The sequence below is a fragment of the Pseudoxanthomonas sp. CF125 genome, assembly GCF_900104085.1.
GTDB lineage: Bacteria > Pseudomonadota > Gammaproteobacteria > Xanthomonadales > Xanthomonadaceae > Pseudoxanthomonas_A.
In genome coordinates this window covers 996737-1015603 of sequence record NZ_FNLD01000001.1, presented here as the reverse complement: position 1 = coordinate 1015603, position 18867 = coordinate 996737, and the positions used below count along the sequence as shown (strand labels likewise).

Annotated in this window: 14 protein-coding genes and 2 pseudogenes; 8 read left to right on the top strand and 8 right to left on the bottom strand. The window is 59.8% G+C overall.

The window, feature by feature from the left end:
• Window positions 1–99: 99 nt before the first annotated feature.
• From BLR66_RS04430 to BLR66_RS04400, 7 genes are all read left to right on the top strand, one after another.
• Window positions 100–1935, top strand: a complete 1836-nt coding sequence (locus tag BLR66_RS04430; RefSeq protein ID WP_255402301.1) for a D-(-)-3-hydroxybutyrate oligomer hydrolase — start codon at window positions 100–102, stop codon at window positions 1933–1935.
• A 224-nt stretch (window positions 1936–2159) separates the two neighbouring features.
• Window positions 2160–2774: a CDP-diacylglycerol--serine O-phosphatidyltransferase gene (gene pssA, locus BLR66_RS04425; protein WP_093280392.1), complete on the top strand. Its 615-nt coding sequence runs from the start codon at window positions 2160–2162 to the stop codon at window positions 2772–2774.
• Window positions 2775–2987: 213 nt separating this feature from the next.
• A complete protein-coding gene (gene phaE / locus BLR66_RS04420; protein ID WP_093280391.1) occupies window positions 2988–4388 on the top strand; it encodes a class III poly(R)-hydroxyalkanoic acid synthase subunit PhaE in 1401 nt (466 codons plus the stop codon).
• The gene (locus tag BLR66_RS04415; protein WP_093280390.1) at window positions 4385–5455 is read left to right on the top strand and encodes a class III poly(R)-hydroxyalkanoic acid synthase subunit PhaC; all 1071 of its coding nucleotides are present in this window, start codon (window positions 4385–4387) and stop codon (window positions 5453–5455) included. Before phaE ends, BLR66_RS04415 begins: the two co-directional genes overlap by 4 nt.
• Before the next feature lie 70 nt (window positions 5456–5525).
• Window positions 5526–5900 (top strand): YfeK family protein, encoded by a 375-nt coding sequence (locus BLR66_RS04410; RefSeq protein ID WP_093280389.1) that lies wholly within the window; start codon window positions 5526–5528, stop codon window positions 5898–5900.
• Between the two features lie 39 nt (window positions 5901–5939).
• Entirely contained in the window at window positions 5940–6143 is a 204-nt protein-coding gene (locus BLR66_RS04405; RefSeq protein ID WP_093280388.1) for a PspC domain-containing protein, read from the top strand.
• Between the two features lie 6 nt (window positions 6144–6149).
• The gene (locus BLR66_RS04400; protein ID WP_093280387.1) at window positions 6150–6584 is read left to right on the top strand and encodes a hypothetical protein; all 435 of its coding nucleotides are present in this window, start codon (window positions 6150–6152) and stop codon (window positions 6582–6584) included.
• Window positions 6585–6783: 199 nt separating this feature from the next.
• Here the strand turns inward: BLR66_RS04400 and BLR66_RS04395 are convergent, their stop codons facing one another.
• The 3 genes from BLR66_RS04395 to BLR66_RS04385 all read right to left on the bottom strand — a co-directional run bounded on the left by BLR66_RS04395 (window position 6784) and on the right by BLR66_RS04385 (window position 10835).
• Window positions 6784–7998, bottom strand: a complete 1215-nt coding sequence (locus BLR66_RS04395) for an NAD(P)/FAD-dependent oxidoreductase (protein ID WP_093280386.1) — start codon at window positions 7996–7998, stop codon at window positions 6784–6786.
• A gap of 86 nt (window positions 7999–8084) precedes the next feature.
• The gene (locus BLR66_RS04390; protein ID WP_093280385.1) at window positions 8085–8768 is read right to left on the bottom strand and encodes a TetR/AcrR family transcriptional regulator; all 684 of its coding nucleotides are present in this window, start codon (window positions 8766–8768) and stop codon (window positions 8085–8087) included.
• Between the two features lie 855 nt (window positions 8769–9623).
• Entirely contained in the window at window positions 9624–10835 is a 1212-nt protein-coding gene (locus BLR66_RS04385; protein WP_093280384.1) for a right-handed parallel beta-helix repeat-containing protein, read from the bottom strand.
• 598 nt (window positions 10836–11433) lie between these two features.
• On the opposite strand from BLR66_RS04385, the gene BLR66_RS04380 reads away from it, so the two are divergent.
• Window positions 11434–12522 carry a class I SAM-dependent methyltransferase gene (locus BLR66_RS04380; protein WP_176943754.1) on the top strand — a complete coding sequence of 363 codons (1089 nt, stop codon included), beginning with the start codon at window positions 11434–11436 and terminating at the stop codon, window positions 12520–12522.
• Between the two features lie 395 nt (window positions 12523–12917).
• Here BLR66_RS04380 and BLR66_RS18800 read toward each other — a convergent pair whose 3' ends face one another.
• From BLR66_RS18800 to BLR66_RS04360, 5 genes and pseudogenes are all read right to left on the bottom strand, one after another.
• Window positions 12918–13379 carry a hypothetical protein gene (locus BLR66_RS18800; protein WP_143014543.1) on the bottom strand — a complete coding sequence of 154 codons (462 nt, stop codon included), beginning with the start codon at window positions 13377–13379 and terminating at the stop codon, window positions 12918–12920.
• Window positions 13351–13692 (bottom strand): annotated as a pseudogene (locus tag BLR66_RS19500) (hypothetical protein); the annotation flags it as partial. The gene BLR66_RS18800 and the pseudogene BLR66_RS19500, both read right to left, overlap by 29 nt.
• 75 nt (window positions 13693–13767) lie before the next feature.
• Window positions 13768–14217 (bottom strand): annotated as a pseudogene (locus tag BLR66_RS19380) (RHS repeat-associated core domain-containing protein); the annotation flags it as partial.
• A 232-nt stretch (window positions 14218–14449) separates the two neighbouring features.
• A complete protein-coding gene (locus BLR66_RS04365; RefSeq protein WP_143014542.1) occupies window positions 14450–14773 on the bottom strand; it encodes a hypothetical protein in 324 nt (107 codons plus the stop codon).
• The gene (locus tag BLR66_RS04360; protein ID WP_176943753.1) at window positions 14773–18432 is read right to left on the bottom strand and encodes an RHS repeat domain-containing protein; all 3660 of its coding nucleotides are present in this window, start codon (window positions 18430–18432) and stop codon (window positions 14773–14775) included. The genes BLR66_RS04365 and BLR66_RS04360 overlap by 1 nt, the downstream gene beginning before the upstream one ends.
• Window positions 18433–18867 lie beyond the last annotated feature (435 nt).

Sequence of the window (18867 nt, the reverse complement as noted above, 5' to 3'; positions counted from 1 at the left end):
AGACCCTACCAGCATAGAGGTACCCGAAGCGTGGTACCAAAGTACGATGACTCCGGTGGCAGGGCGGGGTAGCTTGGGCGTATGAACCGGAATCCGTCTTTGCGCGCAGCTGCCGCGCTGCTGGCCTGCCTGATCGGCGCGTCTTGCAGCACCACCCATTCCCGTGGCGCCAAGGAGGCGTCGGCGATGATCCAACCTCAGCGGGAAACCGCGCATCGCGGCAACGACGATCTGCTGACCGCAGGGCTGGGAATAGCCGGGTTGCGCGCGATGACGCCGCCGGCGTTCGCGGACGCTGCCCACCCGGCCGCCGAGGAACTGCGTCGCCGCGCCATCTGGAACAACTGGCGCGGCATCGCCGACCTTTCGCCGACCGGCGGCTATGGCGAGGTCTACGGCAGCGTGGTCAGCGTGCCGGGACGCGAATTCTCCGCTTTCGCCACCGTGCCTGGCGCACGCCAGCCGCACCGCGTGCTGACGCAGGTGCCCGATGCCTTCGACCTGAACAAGCGCTGCGTGGTGGTGACCGCTTCGTCCGGCTCGCGCGGCATATACGGGGCCATTGCCGTGGCAGGTGCGTGGGCATTGCCGAAGGGTTGCGCGGTGGCCTACACCGACAAGGGCGCCGGCACCGACTACTACGACCTGGAAACGCGCACCGGCGTGCGGCTGGATGGAACGCGCGGCGGCGATGGCGATACCTTGGCGTTCCGGCCGGAGGTTGCGGCCGGGGCCTCCGGGGTGGCCTTCAAGCATGCGCATTCCGGCGACAACCCGGAAGCCGATTGGGGCCGGCATGTGAAGCAGGCCGCCGAATTCGCACTCGCGTCGCTGGATCGCGCCTTCCCGCAGGCAGGCCCTTTCACCTTCGGCAACACGCGCATCATCGCGGTCGGCATTTCCAATGGCGGCGGCGCAGTGCTGCGTGCGGCCGAACCGGCAGGCGACGGCGCCGATGAGAACTGGCTGGATGCGGTGGTCGCCGGCGAACCGAATGTGTACGTGCCCGGGTCCGGCAGCCGCACGTTGTACGACTACACCACCGAAGCGGCTCTGTTGATGCCCTGCGCGCTGTTGCGGCTGCCTGCCGATTCGCTGCCGCAACCGCCGTTGCGCGCGCAGGCCGAACCGCTGTGGACCGCACGTTGCGCCGCATTGAAAAGCGCCGGACTGATCGACGGCGCCGATACGCAGGCGCAGGCCAAGAACGCTTACGAAAAGTTGCGCGCCCATGGCTGGACCGATGAGGCGTTGACCGCTGGCGCGCTGAGCGTCGGCTTCGATCTGTGGCGCGCGGTGGCCGTGACTTATGCCTCGGCCTATGCGCGCGCCAGCGTCGGCGCGCACCCCTGCGGCTATTCGTTCGCCGCGCAGAATGCCGATTTCTCGCCACGCGCCTCCACCGAAGCCGAACGCAACGCCTGGTTCGCCGACGGCACCGGCATTCCTCCTGGAGCGGGGGTGGGGATCATCGACAGCAAACTGGCGGCGCCTGATTTCACCTTGCCCGGATTGCAGTGCCTGCGCGGGCTGCTGGATGCCGGCGCCGACACGGCATTGGCCAGCGGAGTGGCGCAAACGCAGGCAGCGATGCCGCGCAAAGGTCTGCCGGTAGTGGTGGTGCATGGCCTGGACGACGGACTGGTGCCGCCCGCCTTCAGCAGCGCGCCTTATGTGGCCGCAGCCAAGACAGCCGGTCGCGAGGTCAGCTACTGGCAGGTCAGGCATGCGCAGCATTTCGATGGCTTCCTCGCCTTGCCTGTCTACGGAGCGCGCTACGTGCCGGTGCTTCCGTACGTGTACGCCGCGCTGGACCAGGTGTCCGCGCAGCTGGATGGCAAGGGCGGGCGCCTCTCGGATGCGGTCATTGAAGCGAAGCCGCGCGGGGCTGGAGCGGTAGAGGCGGGGCAATTCGCGATTCCAGCGCAGCCCTGACCGCCACAGAACGTGGGAGCGGCGTCCCGCCGCGAGCTTGTGAACTTGCGCCAGTGAAGCGCCATTCCAGTCTGTCATCCGAACTGTTCGGAGGTTTCCTGGCGGCTTAAGAGCTCGCGGCGGGACGCCGCTCCCAACGACGCCGCTCCCTGCCTTTGCTGCCGCCTTGCGGTCTTAACACCGGTTTTGGCAGTCTTGTCGTCATCGATGGATGAAGGAACGAGATGCCCCGCCATTTTTCCATGCTGCGCGACTTCCACCTGGCCGACTGGTTCACCCTGGCCAATGCCTTCTGCGGCACCGGCGCGGTGTTCGCATCCATGCGCTATCTGCACGAAGGCCAGGTGCGCGACCTGCTGATCGGCATGGCGCTGATCCCGCTGGCCTTCATTTTCGATGCGTTGGATGGACGCATAGCGCGCTGGCGCAAGTCCTCGTCCACCCTGGGCCGCGAACTGGATTCGCTGGCCGATGTGATTTCCTTCGGCGTCGCCCCGGCAGCGCTGGCCTATGCCTGCGGGCTGCAGGGCGGTTGGGACTGGGTGGTGTTGAGTTACTTCGTGTGCTGCGGGGTCAGTCGCCTGGCGCGCTACAACGTCACCGCCGAACAGCTGTCCGGGGAAGACGACAAAGTGAAGTACTTCGAGGGCACGCCCATTCCCACCAGCCTGCTGCTGGTGGTCCTGCTTGCCGTTGCCGCGGCCAGCGGCAACCTGGGGGAATCGGTGTGGTTCGGCTCGTTCCGGCTGGGGCCATGGCTGCTGCATCCGCTGGTGCTGGTGTTCGCGGTGTCCGGGTCGCTGATGATCAGCAAGACGCTGCGCATTCCGAAACCCTGAAAATAAACGAAGCGCCCTTCTCCCGTTCATGGCACCTGCAGGGTGTGCAAGGCTGAGAGGGTGCCGAAGGCGGGTGAGGGAAGGCCGGAGCCAGCCTGGGTCAGTGCATGGATTCATGCCAAATCAGTTCGTTTTGAGGGCGGCGACGTTCAGAAATAACCGGTAGGAAACCGCCGATTGCTATGATCGGAAAGTAGCCTGGGAGGGTTGGAAATGTTCGGCAATGGTTTCAATGGCGGGTCCGGCAACGCGGGCGATTTCGAGGCGATGGCGCGGCAGTACTGGAGCGCCTGGGGTCAGGCGATGCGGCAGGGCGGCCTGGGCGCCGCGGTTCCCGCACAGCCGGCCAACCAATGGCAGCAGGCAGTGGACTGGTGGGCGCAATTGATGCCCGGCGGGCCCGGTCAGGCCAACGACGCGGTCGCGCGCTTCAACCAGCAGGCCAGCCAGTGGTTCGGGCAGATGCAGCAGGTGGCGGCACAATTCGCCGGCCAGGACAACAGCGCCTCCGAGATCGGCCAGGCCTGGCGCCGCGCGATGGGCGCCAACGCGGACAACCCTTTCCCAGACATGTTCAAGGCCATGCGCGGGCAGGGCGCCCATGGGTTGGACGAGTGGCTGGACCAGGTCAAACCCTATCTCGAAGGGTTCCAGCAGCAGAGCCAGCGCTGGCAGCAATTGCCGGCCTTCGGCCAGTACCGCGAACACCAGGAGCGCTGGCAGGCGCTGCAGCTGGCGCAGCAGGACTATCAGCACCAGACCGACGCATTCAATGCGCTGATGATGAAGTGCGCGCAGCGCGCCTTCGATGTGTTCGAAGACAAGCTCACCGCCCACGAAGAGCCGGGCCGTCAGCTCACCAGCGCGCGCGCACTGTTCGACCTGTGGATCGATTCGGCCGAGCAGGCCTATGCTGAAATCGCCTTGTCGGCCGAATTCCGCGAAGTCTATGGCGCGCTGACCAATGCGCAGATGCGCCTGCGCGCGGCCATCCAGCTTGAAGTGGAGCACTTGACCGGTTTGTTCGGCATGCCGACCCGGACCGAGATCGATTCGGCGCACCGCAAGATCGCCGATCTGGAACGCGCCTTGCGCCGCGCCGCTTCGGCCAGCGCGCGCCCCGCCGCCGAGCGCAGGGCGGCTCCCGCGCCTCGGGCGCCTGTATCTGCGCCCGAGCCCGTCGCCGCCGCTCCTGCCAAAGCCAAGTCGCGCCGCACGGCATCCAAGACGGTCGCGCGCAAGCCGCAACCGGTGCGCAAGCCGGCGAGCAAACGGACCGCGCCGCGCAAAAAGGCCGCGCGCAAGCTGGCGGCCAAGCCCGCCACTGTCGAGCAGAAGGCACCCGAGAAGAAGGCGCCTGAAAAGAAGGTTCCCAAAAAAGTCGCCGCGAAGAAGGCAGCCGCGTCCAGCCGCAAGGTTGCCGCCGCCAAGCGCGCGCCCGCCAAGCAGCCAGCTGCTACCAAAGCGGCCGCCAAAGCCGTTCCGGTTTCGTCCGGAAATGGCCGGGTGGTATCGATGAAGGATTGGGTCGCGCGCTATGCGGCCGTCAATACTCCTGAGGGGCCCGCTGCCGGCAAGCAGAAGGGCGCCGGCAAACAGAAGGCGCGCAAATGAACGGACCGTTGAATTTCACGCCCGCTGCGCTGGCGCAGGAGGCCATGGCCCTGCAGCAGAAGCTTGCCGCGGGATTGCGCACCTTGCCGGAAGTCGATGACGTCCAGTACGGCGCAACCCAAAAACAGGAAGTCTGGCGCGACGGCAAGGTGGTGCTGTACCGCTTCGTCGGCGAACAGGCGCCGACCGCCAGGGTGCCGTTGCTGATCGCCTACGCGCTGGTCAACCGCCCTTACATGGTCGATCTGCAGTCCGACCGCTCGTTGGTGAAGGGATTGCTGGCGCGCGGCGAGGACGTCTACATCATCGACTGGGGCTACCCGGACCGCTCCGACCGCTTCCTGATGCTGGACGACTACATCAACCGTTTCATCGACGGCGCGGTCGACCATCTGCGCCGCAGCTTCGGGCTGGATGCGGTCAACCTGCTCGGCATCTGCCAGGGCGGGGCGTTTTCGCTGTGCTACGCCTCGTTGCACCCGGAGAAAGTCAAGAACCTGATCACCATGGTGACGCCGGTGGATTTCCATACGCCGGACAACATGCTGTCCAACTGGACGCAGAACATGGACGTGGACCTGTTCGTCGATACGCTGGGCAACGTGCCTGCGGATCTGATGAATTCCAGCTATCTGATGTTGAAGCCGTTCCGCCTGCACCTGCAGAAATACGTGGGCCTCATCGACATCCTGGACGACAAGCACGCGGTCGAGGATTTCCTGCGCATGGAAAAATGGATCTTCGATTCGCCCGATCTGGCGGGCGAGGCCTTCCGCCAGTTCATCAAGCAGTTCTACCAGGGCAACGGCTTCGTCAACGGCGGCATCGAAATCGACGGCGAGCCGGTGGACCTGGGCTATGTGGACATGCCCATCCTCAATGTTTTCGCCGAACAGGATCATCTGGTGCCGCCGGATGCGTCGCGCGCGCTGCAGAAGCTTGCGGGCACGAACGACTACACCGAGTTGAGTTTCAAAGGCGGCCATATAGGCATCTATGTTTCCAGCCGTGCCCAGCGCGAAGTGCCCACCGCCATCCACGAATGGCTGGCCAAGCGTGCACGCTGAGGGGACACTTGTAGGAGCGACGTAAGTCGCGACTTACGTCGCTCCTACGGTTCTCACACGGACGAAAATGATGTTTCAGAAAGCACTATTGATCTGCGCGCTCTTGCTGGCCTCCACTTTGACCTTGGCCGCACCATCGCCGGCCGCAAAAAAGGAAATCGGACAGCTGATGGATGCGCTGTCGCATTCCGGCTGCCAGTTCCAGCGCAACGGCAGCTGGTACGGCGCGGCCGAGGCGCGTGCCCACCTGCAGCGCAAATACGACTACCTGCTGAAGAAGGACAGGGTCGATACCGCCGAACAGTTCATCCAGCGTGCCGCCAGCGAAAGCAGCGTGAGCGGGCGCTCGTATCGGGTGAAATGCCAGGGCAAGGAGCAGGATGCTTCGGCCTGGTTCGGTGGACAGTTGCAGAAACTGCGCCACAAGGCCGCACCTGCGCGCTGACGCGCTAGACTTTCGCAATGCCGACTCCCGGAGATCGCAATGGCTGACCAGGCAAAACCTTTCGCCCGTTCGCTCAACGACCGCATGCTGGCCGGGGTGATGGGCGGCATTGCGCATCGTTTCGGCTGGAGCTCCACTTTGCTGCGTGCGGTATTCGTGATCGTGTCGATCGCTTCGGCCGCGTTTCCCGGCATTTTGGTGTACCTGATCCTGTGGCTGCTGATGCCGCAGGAAGCAGACTGAACCCCGATGGGGAAGGTCGCTTCGGCCACGTTGCGCGTACTTGGAATCCTGTGGACGCTGCCCAACACCCTGATCGGGCTGATCGGCGGAAGCGTGGGCCTGCTTTTCGGCGCCAGCGTTCAGTTCAGCCGCCGGGATTTCGCGCTGGTCTTCCATCGTTGGCCGTGGGGGCCGGGCGGGGCGATCACCTTCGGCAACACCATCCTGCATACCGGCGACACGCTGGATTCGGAATGCCTGACCTACGAGCATCGCGCCGGCCGCTGCGACCACCCGCGCATCAAGATTGGCGACCACGAACGTGCGCATGTCTACCAGTACATGGTCCTGGGTCCTTTATTTCTGCCTCTTTATCTGCTGTGCGGCGGCGTCAGCGTGCGTAATCCCTTCGAACGCGCCGCCGATCGCTATGCCATGACCGGGCGCGGCTGGTGGCCTTGAATATGCAAGAAGATGTGCCGACAAACGGCGATTGTTTTTGACGTACCGATAACGTCGGTCGGAATACAGTCGCAGCCGTTGGAGAAAGGCGGAAATCGACAAGACCAAGCCCGACTCCGACTAGAAGGCTCAGCCGATCCGGGATAAAACCCGGAAAGACTGGGCCTTCGTCGTATGCGCGTAATGGCCCCAAACTTCTTCAGCGTTCAAGCCGGCCGAATCCGAACAACTCGCTCAACGGATGCCTGCGCTTCTCAATCGACGCCCGCAACAACCCGGCGCCCAGCATGCTGTAGGAAATTCCATTGCCGCCGTAGGCCATGGCGAAGTGCACGCGCGGCCCCAGTTGCGGATGCACGCCGAAGAAAGGCAGTCCGTCTTCGGTTTCGGCGAAAGTTCCCGCCCATGCGAATGCGGGCGCAAGCGGCAGATGCGGAAACAGGCCGGCCACTTTCTTACCCAGCGTGCGCGCCTTCTTTTCGACCCGCGCATCGCGCTTGGCCGGGATATCCACGCTGTCGTCCTCTCCGCCTACCAGCAAGCGCCCGTCGCCCGTGCTGCGCATGTACAGATAAGGGCGAGCCGATTCCCACAGCATGGTCGTTTTGAGCGGCCCGAGCGCCTGGTCGTCGATCGGGTCGGTGATGAAGGCGTAGCTGCTGCGGTTCTGCGCCACTTTTTTCTTCAGCCAGTGTTGGCTGGCATAACCTGCCGCCAGCACTGCATGGCCGGCCCGGATCGTATGGCCCTCCGTCGTCCGCAAAGCGACGCTGCGCGAAGTGGCCTGGATGCTTTCGATTCCGGTGCGATCGAAAATGGCGCTGCCGCGTTCCTGCAAGCGCGCCAACAAGCGATAAGCCATGCGGTAAGGATCGATGCGCGCGGCCTGGTGGCTCAGTATCGCTACCGGTGCGCCGATACCGTAGCGTTCGCGCAGGTCGTCGTGCTGCAGCAACTCCACTTGGAAGCCGTGGCGCAGGCGCATCGCGAATTCATCGCGCAATACGCCGGCATGGCGGCGTTTGCTGGCGTAGTACAGGCTGTCCGCGCAGGCGAAATCCACATCGCGGATGTCGCGCGCCTTGTCCTGCAGCATCCCGATGGCTTCTGCACACTTGCCGTAGGCCAGTAGCGCATCGGCTTCGCCGTACCGCTTGGCCAGATCGATCATGTGGATGTCTATCTCGTACTGCAGCAGGGCGGTGCTGGCGGAGGAACTTCCCCAGCCCGCGTCGCGTTGCTCGATCAGTGCAATCTCATGGCCGTGTCCGGCCAGTTCGTCGGCGATCAACGCGCCGGTAATGCCGCCGCCGATGACGGCCACTTCGCATCGCAGATCCGCCCGCAACGGAGGGAATGCGTGCATCAATCCATTCTTGATCGCCCAGTACGGATAGCCGCTCTTGAGATCCATGCATCACGCGCGCCGCTACGGTAGGCCGAAGCATGCATCGCGGAAGATTCGCGTCGCGTGAGCGGCGCCGTGGCGCAAAGGATCGGTCAGCGGGGCAGGGCGCCGTGCAGGAACAGGTCGACCGCCGCCTGCGCATAGGCCCGCAGTTCCTGAGGATCCGGCTGCTTCAGGTTGCCGCTGGAAACGCGAATCACCAGGTCGCCGAACAGCATCATGAAGAACTGGCTGGAGGCCATGGTGGGCGACGCCAATTTCAGGCGTCCGGCAGCGACTTCCTGTTCGAAGTATTCCCTCAGGCTGCCGCGTACCGCGGCCACGGCGTGATCGAAGAACCAGTCGCGCATGTCCGGGAAGGACTGGCCTTCGCCGATAACGATACGGTGTATCACTACCGATTCGGCGGTGGCCATGCCCTCGGCGATGCGTTCGGCCGCCTGGCGCAGGGCCTGTTCCGGGGGCAGGCCGGACAGGTTCAGGTCCTCCAGGCGTGCGCTCAGATCCTCCAGTCTGCGCTGGATGATGGCGTGCGCCAGGCCTTCCTTGTCGCCGAATACGCGGTACAGGGTGGCAAGGGAGCCGCCGGCGCGGGCGACGATTTCGCTTAGTCGCGCATGCTGGTAACCGTTTTCAGTGAACACCTCGGTGGCTGCGTCCAGGAATCGCTCCACGCGCAATTCGCCGCGTTTGCAGAGATCCACGGGTAAGCGGGTACGGAACGAGCCGACGTTGTCGGCTTTGCCTTGGTTGGAGCTGTCGGAGGATGCGTTCAATGGCTATGCGTTTTTGTCGTGGCTGGTTGCCGCGAGCTCAATCTAGCAAAGATAAAGGGCGGCGGCGCATTCGTGCCATCACTTACAGAATGAACGGAATTTCCGCTTTTCTGGATAGCGCTACCGCTTTCTGCTGCTGAAAACGTTTTCTGTTGCTCGAGTGCTTGGCTTTCGTTCTGCGTAGCCGGGAAACTCGTATCCATGGCTGCCGAAGATCGATTCAGGCAAGCCGTCATCGTCACGTTGGCGAAGCGAGCCACAGATCGTTGCTCCAATCCGGATTGTGGTGCCGTCACCAGCGGTCCGACGGATGAGCCGGACGGCGCAGTGAGTGAAGGTTAGTTCCGCCCGAGCAGAAACTTGATCAGCCTTGACTCGTGCTTGCCGCGCAGCCTGCGAAAAATGCGGTGTCCTGCATCTTGGTGGCGTCGGCGCCAGCTCGTTTTCATCGCGCGGTAATGCAATGGTCCGAACCGACGCGCCGTAGCACGGATTCCTCGGCGCTGCACTGCTGGAAGGTTCTACCGAGAGGCTAACGCGACGGCACGCCATATCGCCTGGATGCCGAACTGGCACTTCAAGTGTCGACTCTGTCCCGGTACCACAACGGCACCTGTCTGTTGCGTCGCCCAAGCGTGACGCGTCTTCAACCAGTGCCAACGTAAGCCATAGTGGCTCGGCTTACCGGAACGCATGCGTGCGGGCGCCATGACGCCTGGAAGCACAGGCGCCGAGAAAATATGAGCCTGATCTCCAAAGCCAATTTGGTGATGAAATAAAGTCAAGAAACAGACAACGCCCCGGGTAGAGGCGTTGTCTTTGGAATCAGGAAACCTTGCACCCGCAAGCTATCTGTCAATCATTGCATACGACAGGCCACGGAGTAGAAACGTCATTGATGTAGTAATAGCCATCCGTGTTGCCCCTCCGGTTGATGCCATTACACGATCCTGAACCACCTTGTCTGTTGTTGGTGTAAGTGTTGCTTTGGAAAGTGGCCTGTTTCGAGTCTTTGATGACCCCGCCTCCGTTTCGGCTATTCTGAATCAAGTTCCAAGAGTACAAGCCGTAGTCGCTACCAGTGGTATAGCCGGTGTTGACGATATCCAAACCCCACTCGCGTGCACCGAGGATATCGTTTCCTGTTACCACCGCGTAGTCGCAGTTCACAATGTACATGCCCGCGGCGCCCGAGCCCTCCACTGTAGTGTTTGTAACGACCAGCCCCGGTGTGTTGTAGCAAGCCAGTTCACCATCTCCCTGTGGGCCAACACCGAGATTCTTCAAGAGAGTCTTTGCAACACGCACATCCGAACTATCCGTAATCCAGACGGACGGGCTCGCACAACCATCGCACGCCAGTCCATCTCCTGCGTAATTGATCTGCGAAGACCTGAGCTCGATGTTTGATGATCCCTGAGAAACGCCTACGCCGATGGTTGCACGGTTGATCTGCACATTCTCGATGAGGACGTTGGATGAGCCCGTCGATAAAATGCCGAAGCCTGGCCGAACCGGGTCTTGTCCATCGATAACCAGGTCTTTGATGGTCACGTTAGCTTGGGACGGGACAACCAGCACGTGGCCGCCTCCGGTTTCAGGCTTGATGACGGCCAAGCTCCCGGCGCTCTCGCTTCTCAGGGTTTGATTCGAATAAACGGTAACTTGGCTAGTCACCACATGGTTCCCGGCGGAAAGGCATACGGTACCCAGGAGCGTGTTGAGTGCGCCCTGAATGCTCTGGCCAGGCAATACAACCGTGTCGCACGCACCGGTAGGGGAGGCTCTGAACCGACTGGTCACAAACTGGTTTTTGAGCAACGTACCGGCGGCCCGCACGGCTCCTGGATTGGTATTTATCAGAGGGTCGCTGCCGGGCCATGCGCTATGCCTGCGAAACTCCAGCGTCGCGCCGGTAGTGGGGACGTAGTCGAATCCGCCCCCAAAGCGGGTTCTCCCTTCACAAGAGATCAGGGAGTTATCGTCTACTCGCCATAGGCACACCTTGTTGTTCGCCGGATTGTCCTTGACGTGGTACAGCACGGTGCACAGGTTGTCGTCGAACACTCCGGGTCTAGAGCACTGGTTCCCAATGGTTACAGTCTGCGCAGAAGCATGTGAGGCCGAACCGCAATAGATCACAAGAGAGCTGGTCGCTATCAGTAACATCCTTAACAAATTCACTGTTATTCTCCTTTAACTAGCTGGATTCCAAAGTTGCTTCCATAACTGCGCGCTTACTGACGAAGCGGCTTAGCCCGAGCACTTGGCGTGTTCAGACGTTGGCAAGGCTACGGTAAGCGTTTCCGCTTGGTTGTGATCAAGGTTCGAAAAACATGCGGCCTGAATGGTCCGGTTTTCCGAAGGCTTGGACTCCGTACCGCCTCCCGGGTGGGCCGGCGAGATTCCTCCGGGGCATCGTTGCTTACGGCGCGAAGTTCGCATTGCCGTGCGGTGCGGGTGCGGCGGGCTTTCGGCCTCGCCGGGTTCGAGCTCGATGTCGCTGCATGGCGAGTCAGGTGCCGCGCATCCGGTTCGGTCAAGATGACGGAAGCAGGCGCATACCCGGTACAATGGTTGCATGCGGGTTGGAAAGGATCCTGGTGTGTTCTTACTGCAGTTGGTCCCGGGGCGCGTCCGGGCTTATGTTTACAAGAATAGGTCCGTGTTCAAGCGCGCGATTGTTGTTGTCCGTTCCCTACTGCCTGCCCGGATGGCCAAGCATCTGATTCTATGGGCGGAAAAAGCAGCATTCAGTTTCACGCCGGCCCATCAGACCGATACTCTGCCTCCGATCTTCATCTACTGGGCTACCAAATTCATAAAGCCAAAATTTGAGAAGCTGGGTGCCAGTTCACCGGAAGACCTTTACTTCACGGAGATTGTCCGATCGTTTGCGGCGCCCGCACGCAGCAATGGTCTGAAGCTCGCAAGTTTTGGTTGTGGCGCCTGTGAACTCGAGGCAAGACTGGCCCGCCGCTTGCTCGATGCCGGGATCGACTCCCGCATCGATTGCATTGATATCAATTCCGGTTTGTTGGAGATCGGGAAGTCGAACGCAGCGAATAGTGGTGTTGAAGGGAAGCTGAACTTCATTGTGGCCGATTGCACGAGTTATGTTTCCGAGTCCGGATACGACGCAATCATCGTCAATCAGTTTTTTCACCATGTCGATGCGCTCGAACAGTTTTGCGAAGTGCTCGAAAAGTCGTTGTTGGAGGATGGATTGCTTTTATCGAGCGACGTGATTGGTCGCAACGGCCATGTTCTGTGGCCGTCGGTCGCTGAAGATGTTCAAGTCTTTTGGCGGGAATTGGCAGAAGACAAGAAGATCGATAGATCAGATGGTCGTATAAAATCCCAGTACGAATCCGTGGATCATTCCGCTTATTCGAATGAGGGCGTGCGTGCGCAGGACGTTGTCGAGTCTTTGCTGAAAAGATTCGATTTCGATTTATTCCTAACGTTCGGCGCAGTAGTCATGCCATTCGTTGAGCGGAGGTTCGGATTCAACTTTTCTGCGGATTCGGAAGATACCGAGTTCATAGACAGGGTTGCAATTTTTGACGAAGAACGTAGCGCTGCCGGGTCGTTTCCCGGATCAAACATGTTTGCCGTCCTAAGAAAGAAAGGAAAGGCCGACCGGAAAATCTACGATCCAATTTCGCCTTCCGATCATGTTCGGTTGACGAAGGAGCAATTACTGCTTGCGTTAGACCCCGCACTCCTTCGCTCGCAGTCACCAGGAAGTTGAACGCGGACACCAGGTCCTGCGTAAAGAACGAAAGGGTTGGGCCGTGACGCCTAACCCTGTTTAACCGAAGGCGATACCTATCACTCATTTAAGGGGTTGAATCTCCCTAAATATCTGCCGATCGTCAGCTCTTTATTCACGCATTTTTGTCCACTTCGGGCTGAACAACACAATTGCTTGTCGGCTCGCATTGAGAACAAAAGGGGCCTGAGAACAAAAGGCGAACAAAAGGGGCCGAACAAAAGGGGCCGAACAAAAGGGGCCGAACAAAAGGGGCCGAACAAAAGGGGCCGAACAAAAGGGGCCAGAGTAAATATCCGTTTCAAACGGATATTTACTCTGGCCCCTTTGTTGCCAGTATCGCTGTGTTCAACCCATCCTGCAGGGCTGCTGCATCAGCTTTCCCACAACAACTTGTCTACGATCACCCACTTTCCATCTCGCTTTCTAAGGAATACATCTCCGTTTTTCCCCGTAGGTGGGAGGCCGACCTCCACGAAAGCTGCATCGTCGTCGAAGTACATCTTCTCAACAATGATGAATTCACGGCTTCGATCAAAATCCGACGAAGAGCGCACAATTTTTACGCTACCTTTTGTAATTCCGCACGCTTCCATTTTGGAAGACATTCGATCCCACAGAAAAGGGGTATGAGACGATTCAAAGTGCGCAGCTGCATAGCTTCTTATTTCGATATCATCGTGAATAGCCTGCAATATATCGATATGAGCTAGGCTGCATGTCGCGACTTTTTCTGCTGCCTGCGGGTTGCGTGCGCAACCGCCTTGGGACAGCGAGACTAATGCGAATAACAGTAGTGTAAAACGTTTAGTTGAGTAGTGGAATCTTTGTGCCATACACATATTTCTCATAATACCAGCCTTCTTCGACCCGTGATCTTTCGTGATTCCAAAAATACTCGGTGAAATGTACTAGTTCATGCTCAGCCGTGTAATTCAAGCGCATCAATAGCTCCGGACTCCGGTCGCCTGATTCATATCTTTGGAAAAAGACTTCATGCACCATTATTTCGCCAGCACCCGCAGTGTAGTTCCCGTCATCATGCCTCATGTTAGCGGGAGTGACTAATGGGCCTCTACATGGGTCTAATAATTCATCCAAATGCTTTCTACCAATGTTTCCGAAGCGCGCGAACCCGTCATATTTCCTTTGCGTCATCCTGTCCTTCATAAGATTCAAATAGGCTACTGTGCTTGGATACTTCTTCTGAACCCAGGGACGGAATCGCAGTAACCCCAATGAATCAAGGTAGGAGATGGGATTTCCGCCTACATACGCGTAAGTAGAATGGCCGCCACTGAAGCCGATCGGATCACTCTGCACATAACGTCCGGTACCAGAGTCATAGTCCCTAAAGTAGTTCTGGTTCATGCCAGTGGCGTCGTCGAATCGCTGCCCCGGCAACCGCATATCGAACACCAGCGGAGTGGCATCCCCATCCGGATCCTGATTCGGCACACTATTGCCGAACGCCTCGCTCTTCAGGTCCCACGTCCACACCGGCACATTGCGCGCCACTTCGATGACTACGCGCGGGGTGCCCAGGTGATCGGGTTCGAGGTAATGCAGCTGGTTGCCGTTGGCGATCAGGCCGACCGGCAGATCGTCCAGCCAGATCGCCTGCTGTAGCGCCGCGCCGGTGTTGTCGTAGTCGCCCAGCCAGTGGCCGGCTTTAAAAAAGGGGCCAGAGTAAATATACGTTTCAAACGGATATTTACTCTGGCCCCTTTGTTGGTCGAACGACGGATTCTGGCCGACGCCGTGCCTTGAATGCCGCTTCTATCTTGCTTAGCAGGATTGGCGCTTTCATGGCCGCGAATGACGCCACAGATAAAGGAGCATAGGTGCCGCGCGGCAGCCAAGCAATGATAAGTCCGCTGCGCTCAACCCATCCTGCGAGTCCTTCTCAGCTTTCATCAAAATAGTCTTCGCCAGTAGCAAAGTAAAAGCGGTACTTGTTCTTCATGCTGCGAAGAATGGGGTCGATATTCACGGCAAACTCCAGTGCCTGGAGTCTGTCCGCACCATGAGCTATATATGGAGGCTCGTTCAGGCCATTGAATTCAACTCGGCAACTAGCTGTTCCCGGACTGACGTCGAAATTTACATCGCTAGAATTTACTTCTACGGGAAGGTAAACCTGGACTGTCAGCTCGTGCCTGACATTTTCACCGTTCTGCGAGAAGGTTAATTTCCTCTCCGCGATTATCCTGCTGCCATCGGTGCTCATCATTCATACCCCATGCATTGTCTGTAAGATTTGTTGGCCGCCTCGAAGCATTTGAATTTTTTTCTTCCTGTCAGAGACGCGCAAGTACTCAAGATACTGTCTTTTAACGCTTGGCAATTTTTCTCTCGTTCTTCTGAACTCTCACACACGTTATTAAGCTTGTTACTAATTGCTTGCTCTATCTGACTGATGGCATTGAGGGGCGACATCTTGAACAGCGTTTCGAGCAGTCCGTCAGCACTGACTTCCGGCGCCGATGCTTCGGGCCAGTCTATCGAGCTTGGCGGGAGGACCTCGCCGCTCACATTGTTGGGGTCGACTGGATTGTAGGCGCCAGTTGTTCCTGGCGGTAATGTGGTCGTCGGATTTACGGCACCTCTCATTTGTGTTCCTTCCGGGTCAATCCACGTAAGCGGGCTATTTAATGCATAGGCGTATGTGCTGATTCCACCATTAAGCCCAATTGGATCGGATTGCACGTAGCGCCCGCCACCCATGTCGTAGTCTCTCGCGCCGTTCTGATTCAAGCCGGTCGCGGCATCGAACCGCTGTCCCGGAAACCGCATATCGAACACGAGTGGAGTGGCATCCCCATCCGGATCCTGAGCCGGCACGCTGTTGCCGAAGGCCTCGCTCTTCAGATCCCATGTCCACACCGGCACATTGCGGGCCACCTCGATGACCACCCGCGGGGTGCCCAGATGATCGGGTTCGATATAGTGCAGCTGGTTGCCGTTGGCGATCAGGCCCACCGGCAGATCATCCAGCCAGATCGCTTGTTGTAGCGCCGCCCCGGTGTTGTCGTAGTCGCCCAGCCAGTGGCCGGCTTCATCGTAGAGCGTGTAGGTGTTAGCCGTGCCGGCGTACTCGCGTACCTGCTCGCCCTTGCCGTTGTAGGCGTAGTTGCGCTGCACGATCGCGTTCTGTTTGACCTGGGCCATTCTTCCGGTGTCGTCGTACACGAACTCCTTGGCGATGCCGCCGATAGCGGTGGTGTTGCCGGCGTTGTCGTAACTGCGGGCCGTGGTGCCGACCTGGCTGAGGCGGTGGTTGGTCGAGGGATAGCTATAGGCCTGGGTGCCAGCGCTGTTGGTGAAGCTCTGGCGGTTGCCGGTGGCATCGTAGGCGTAGCTCTCGATAGCCACGTCGGTGGGGCCATCCTTGAACTTGGTGAGCCGGCTCAAGGCGTCGTAGTCGAACTTCACCAGCGGGGTGGCGCTGGCCGCCGGGGTCAGTTGCGTGAGGTTGCCGACCGGGTCGTATTGGAAGCCGACCGACAGGCCGCCCGTGCTTGCGTCATGGATAGCGGTTGGCTGGTAGTTCTGGTTGAGCGGACGCAGCAGCTGCCGACCGTTGCCGTAGGTCCAGCCGGCGACCGGGCCGAAGGGGTGATAGCTGGCCTGATTCAACAGCACTTCACTGGCGGCGCCCGCCCGCTGCACATTGACCTGGGTGGTGCGGCCCTGGGCATCGCGGGTGTAGGTCGCCACGGCGCCATCGGGGTAGGTCACGCTGCTCAGTTGCCCGGCCAGGGTATAGGCATAGCGCACGGTGAGGGCCACGCCGTTGGTGGTCTGCACCTTGCGCACCAGATTCCCGAAGCGGTCATAGCAGTACTGGGTAGTGCCGCTGGCATCGGTGAGCTGGGTCAGGCGGCCGGTGGAGAAGGTTTCCCCACTCTGGCAAACCGCTTCGGGAGTGTCGTAGGTATAGCCCACGTTGAGAGCGGTGGTGGCGTAGGCGATGCCGGTCAGCCGGTTCAACACATCGTAGCTGTAGGTCGAAGTCTGGCCCCGCGCATCGGTCTGGGTGGCGCGATTGCCGGCACTGTCATAGGTATAGGCGGTAGTGCCGGTGTCCGGACTAACCAACTGGGTCAGATCGCCCAGGCCGTTGTAGGCGTAGGTGGTATTCAGGCCCTTGGGATCGGTGACCTGGGTCAGGTTGTCCTGGGCGTCGTACTGGAACTGGGTCTGGGCATTGATGCCGCCCACATCCTGCAAGGTGCGGCTGAGACGGTTCAGCGGGTCGTAGTCGTTATTGGTGACCCGGTCCAGGGCATCGGTCACCGTGTCGGTGTTGCCGTTGGCGTCATAGGTGAAGTCGGTGGGGTTGGCCTGCGCATCGGCCTGGGTCTGCAACTGGCCCAGCTGGTTGTACACCCGCGACAGGGTGCGCTTGAGCACGTTGCCCGGGTCCTTGGTGTCTTCCTGGGTGCGGTTGCCGGCGTTGTCCAGGGTGTAGTGGATCGTATTGCCGGCGTTGTCGGCGATATCGGTCAGCCGGTGGGCGGCATCGTAGGCATACGAAGTAAAGGCGCCATCGGGCTGGATCACCTTCTTGACCAGACCGGTCGGCCAGTACTCGATGGCGGTGATGGCGTCGTCGGTCTCGACCGCCGCATTGGCCCCGCGCACCTTGCGGGCCGTGAGCCAGCCGCGCGGGTGATAGGTCATGTCGGTGATGACGCCGTTGGCGTCCTTGACCGACAGCACACGGCCGGCGCCATCAAAGGCCAACGTCTCGGTGATCTGGCCCAGCGCGTTGGTGACTTTCCACAGGTCGCCCTTGCGGTAGGGGCAGTTGGTCGGCGCAGTGGCGCAACTGGCCTCGTCGGCCATGCGATAGGTGTAGGTGGTGGTGTCGCCTACGTCGGTGCGCGGGCCGTTGACCGAGGTGACCAAGCCGACCAGTGGGCAGGTGCCGGTGGTGATGTCCGAGGACTCGCAATAGGTCGTCGTGGTGGTGCGTACAACGCCAGACACCGGATCGATCTGTGAAGCGGTCAGGGCCTGGCCGCGGGTGTTGTAGGTGTAAGTGGATTTGGCGACCAATGTGTTGGCGGAGTTATAGGTGCGGCGCTCGACGGGTGAAGGAAAATCAACATGCCAGTCGGTCTGCGTCTTCCGCTTGGTCGTGGAAGAATTTGCCGCGTCCACTTTCTGCGTAAGCAAGCCGCGTGTGTTGTAGTCATAGTCGGTCGTAGCGCCCGCGGCATCCGTCGCCACGTTCCATCGCCCATTGCTATCGAAAGAAAATAGCGATGTACGCGTCATACAACCCGTGCATTGCTCCACTATCGACGTGGCCTTCTTGACGCCTTTCAAAACTGCGAAAGACCGCACCTGAGTCGCGCCACCCGGCCCGATCACATCCGCCGACCCGTCTGAGTTGTACTGCACAGAGAATTTGTTGGTGGCACCGGCATGTTCGGTCGATACCGCTCGACCATCGGCCTGATACTTGAAGGTCGCGTAGCGACCGGCGCTTTCGTCCGTTATTCCGGTCAGGGCGAAGGGAAGGTCGGTGCCTCCCGTATTCGCAGACTCGTTGTAGTGATATTGCTGCACGGTGCCGCCGGGGTAACCGGCAGTGGCCAGTCGGCCGCTTGCATCGTACGTGTACAGGAAAGTATTCCCGTTGGACTCGGTAATGGATTCCAGCAGCCCGGTGGAACTGTATGAAGAATCCAGATATCGACCCAGGTGGTCTTGTGCTTTGGTCAAGAGGTAGTCGTTGGAATTGCCTTGTACTACTCCGTTGTTATAGGTGAGCGTCACCTGATCTTCGTTGCGTCCGGTTATCTTTATCAGACGACCCAGGCTGTCGTATTCCTCTACCTGTTGTTTGTCGCGGAAGGTGTAGGTCCAACCCAGCAACTCCCCCGAAGATCCGACGTTCTTGATCAGGGTAATCGGCGTATCGGTGTCCGTGCTCCATACGCCTGCAGTCTCTTTGAACGTGACCTTTTCACCGGAAGGTCGGGACGAGACGACATACCTGATGTTCCCACTTAGATCCTTGATTGAATGCAGATCTCGCGAGTAAGTATGGGTCCAATGCGGGCCAAGGGAGGAGCCAGACGCTCCGCTACCGCTGTTGTAGTGCCGGGAGAAACTGAGAAGAGACGACAGAAAAACATCATCGGTGCGTTGATATTTATTGCCGACACTGACGTTTATGGGATTGCCGCAGCCTGCATTTGAATCACAGCTTGGCGACCCTAGATTTTTCTCCGGGGCAGTACAATCAACGCAATCAGACGTTGTATAGAAAAGCGGCCCCCATGTGAGCTCTTGGCCGTTGCCCGCTCC

Excerpts from the sequence above, each read along its gene's own strand:
- pssA (WP_093280392.1), top strand. The coding sequence starts at position 2,160 with ATGCCCCGCCATTTTTCCATGCTGCGCGACTTCCACCTGGCCGACTGG.
- phaE (WP_093280391.1), top strand. The coding sequence starts at position 2,988 with ATGTTCGGCAATGGTTTCAATGGCGGGTCCGGCAACGCGGGCGATTTC.
- BLR66_RS04415 (WP_093280390.1), top strand. The coding sequence starts at position 4,385 with ATGAACGGACCGTTGAATTTCACGCCCGCTGCGCTGGCGCAGGAGGCC.
- BLR66_RS04410 (WP_093280389.1), top strand. The coding sequence starts at position 5,526 with ATGTTTCAGAAAGCACTATTGATCTGCGCGCTCTTGCTGGCCTCCACT.
- BLR66_RS04405 (WP_093280388.1), top strand. The coding sequence starts at position 5,940 with ATGGCTGACCAGGCAAAACCTTTCGCCCGTTCGCTCAACGACCGCATG.
- BLR66_RS04400 (WP_093280387.1), top strand. The coding sequence starts at position 6,150 with ATGGGGAAGGTCGCTTCGGCCACGTTGCGCGTACTTGGAATCCTGTGG.
- BLR66_RS04395 (WP_093280386.1), bottom strand. The coding sequence starts at position 7,998 with ATGGATCTCAAGAGCGGCTATCCGTACTGGGCGATCAAGAATGGATTG.
- BLR66_RS18800 (WP_143014543.1), bottom strand. The coding sequence starts at position 13,379 with ATGGCACAAAGATTCCACTACTCAACTAAACGTTTTACACTACTGTTA.
- BLR66_RS04365 (WP_143014542.1), bottom strand. The coding sequence starts at position 14,773 with ATGAGCACCGATGGCAGCAGGATAATCGCGGAGAGGAAATTAACCTTC.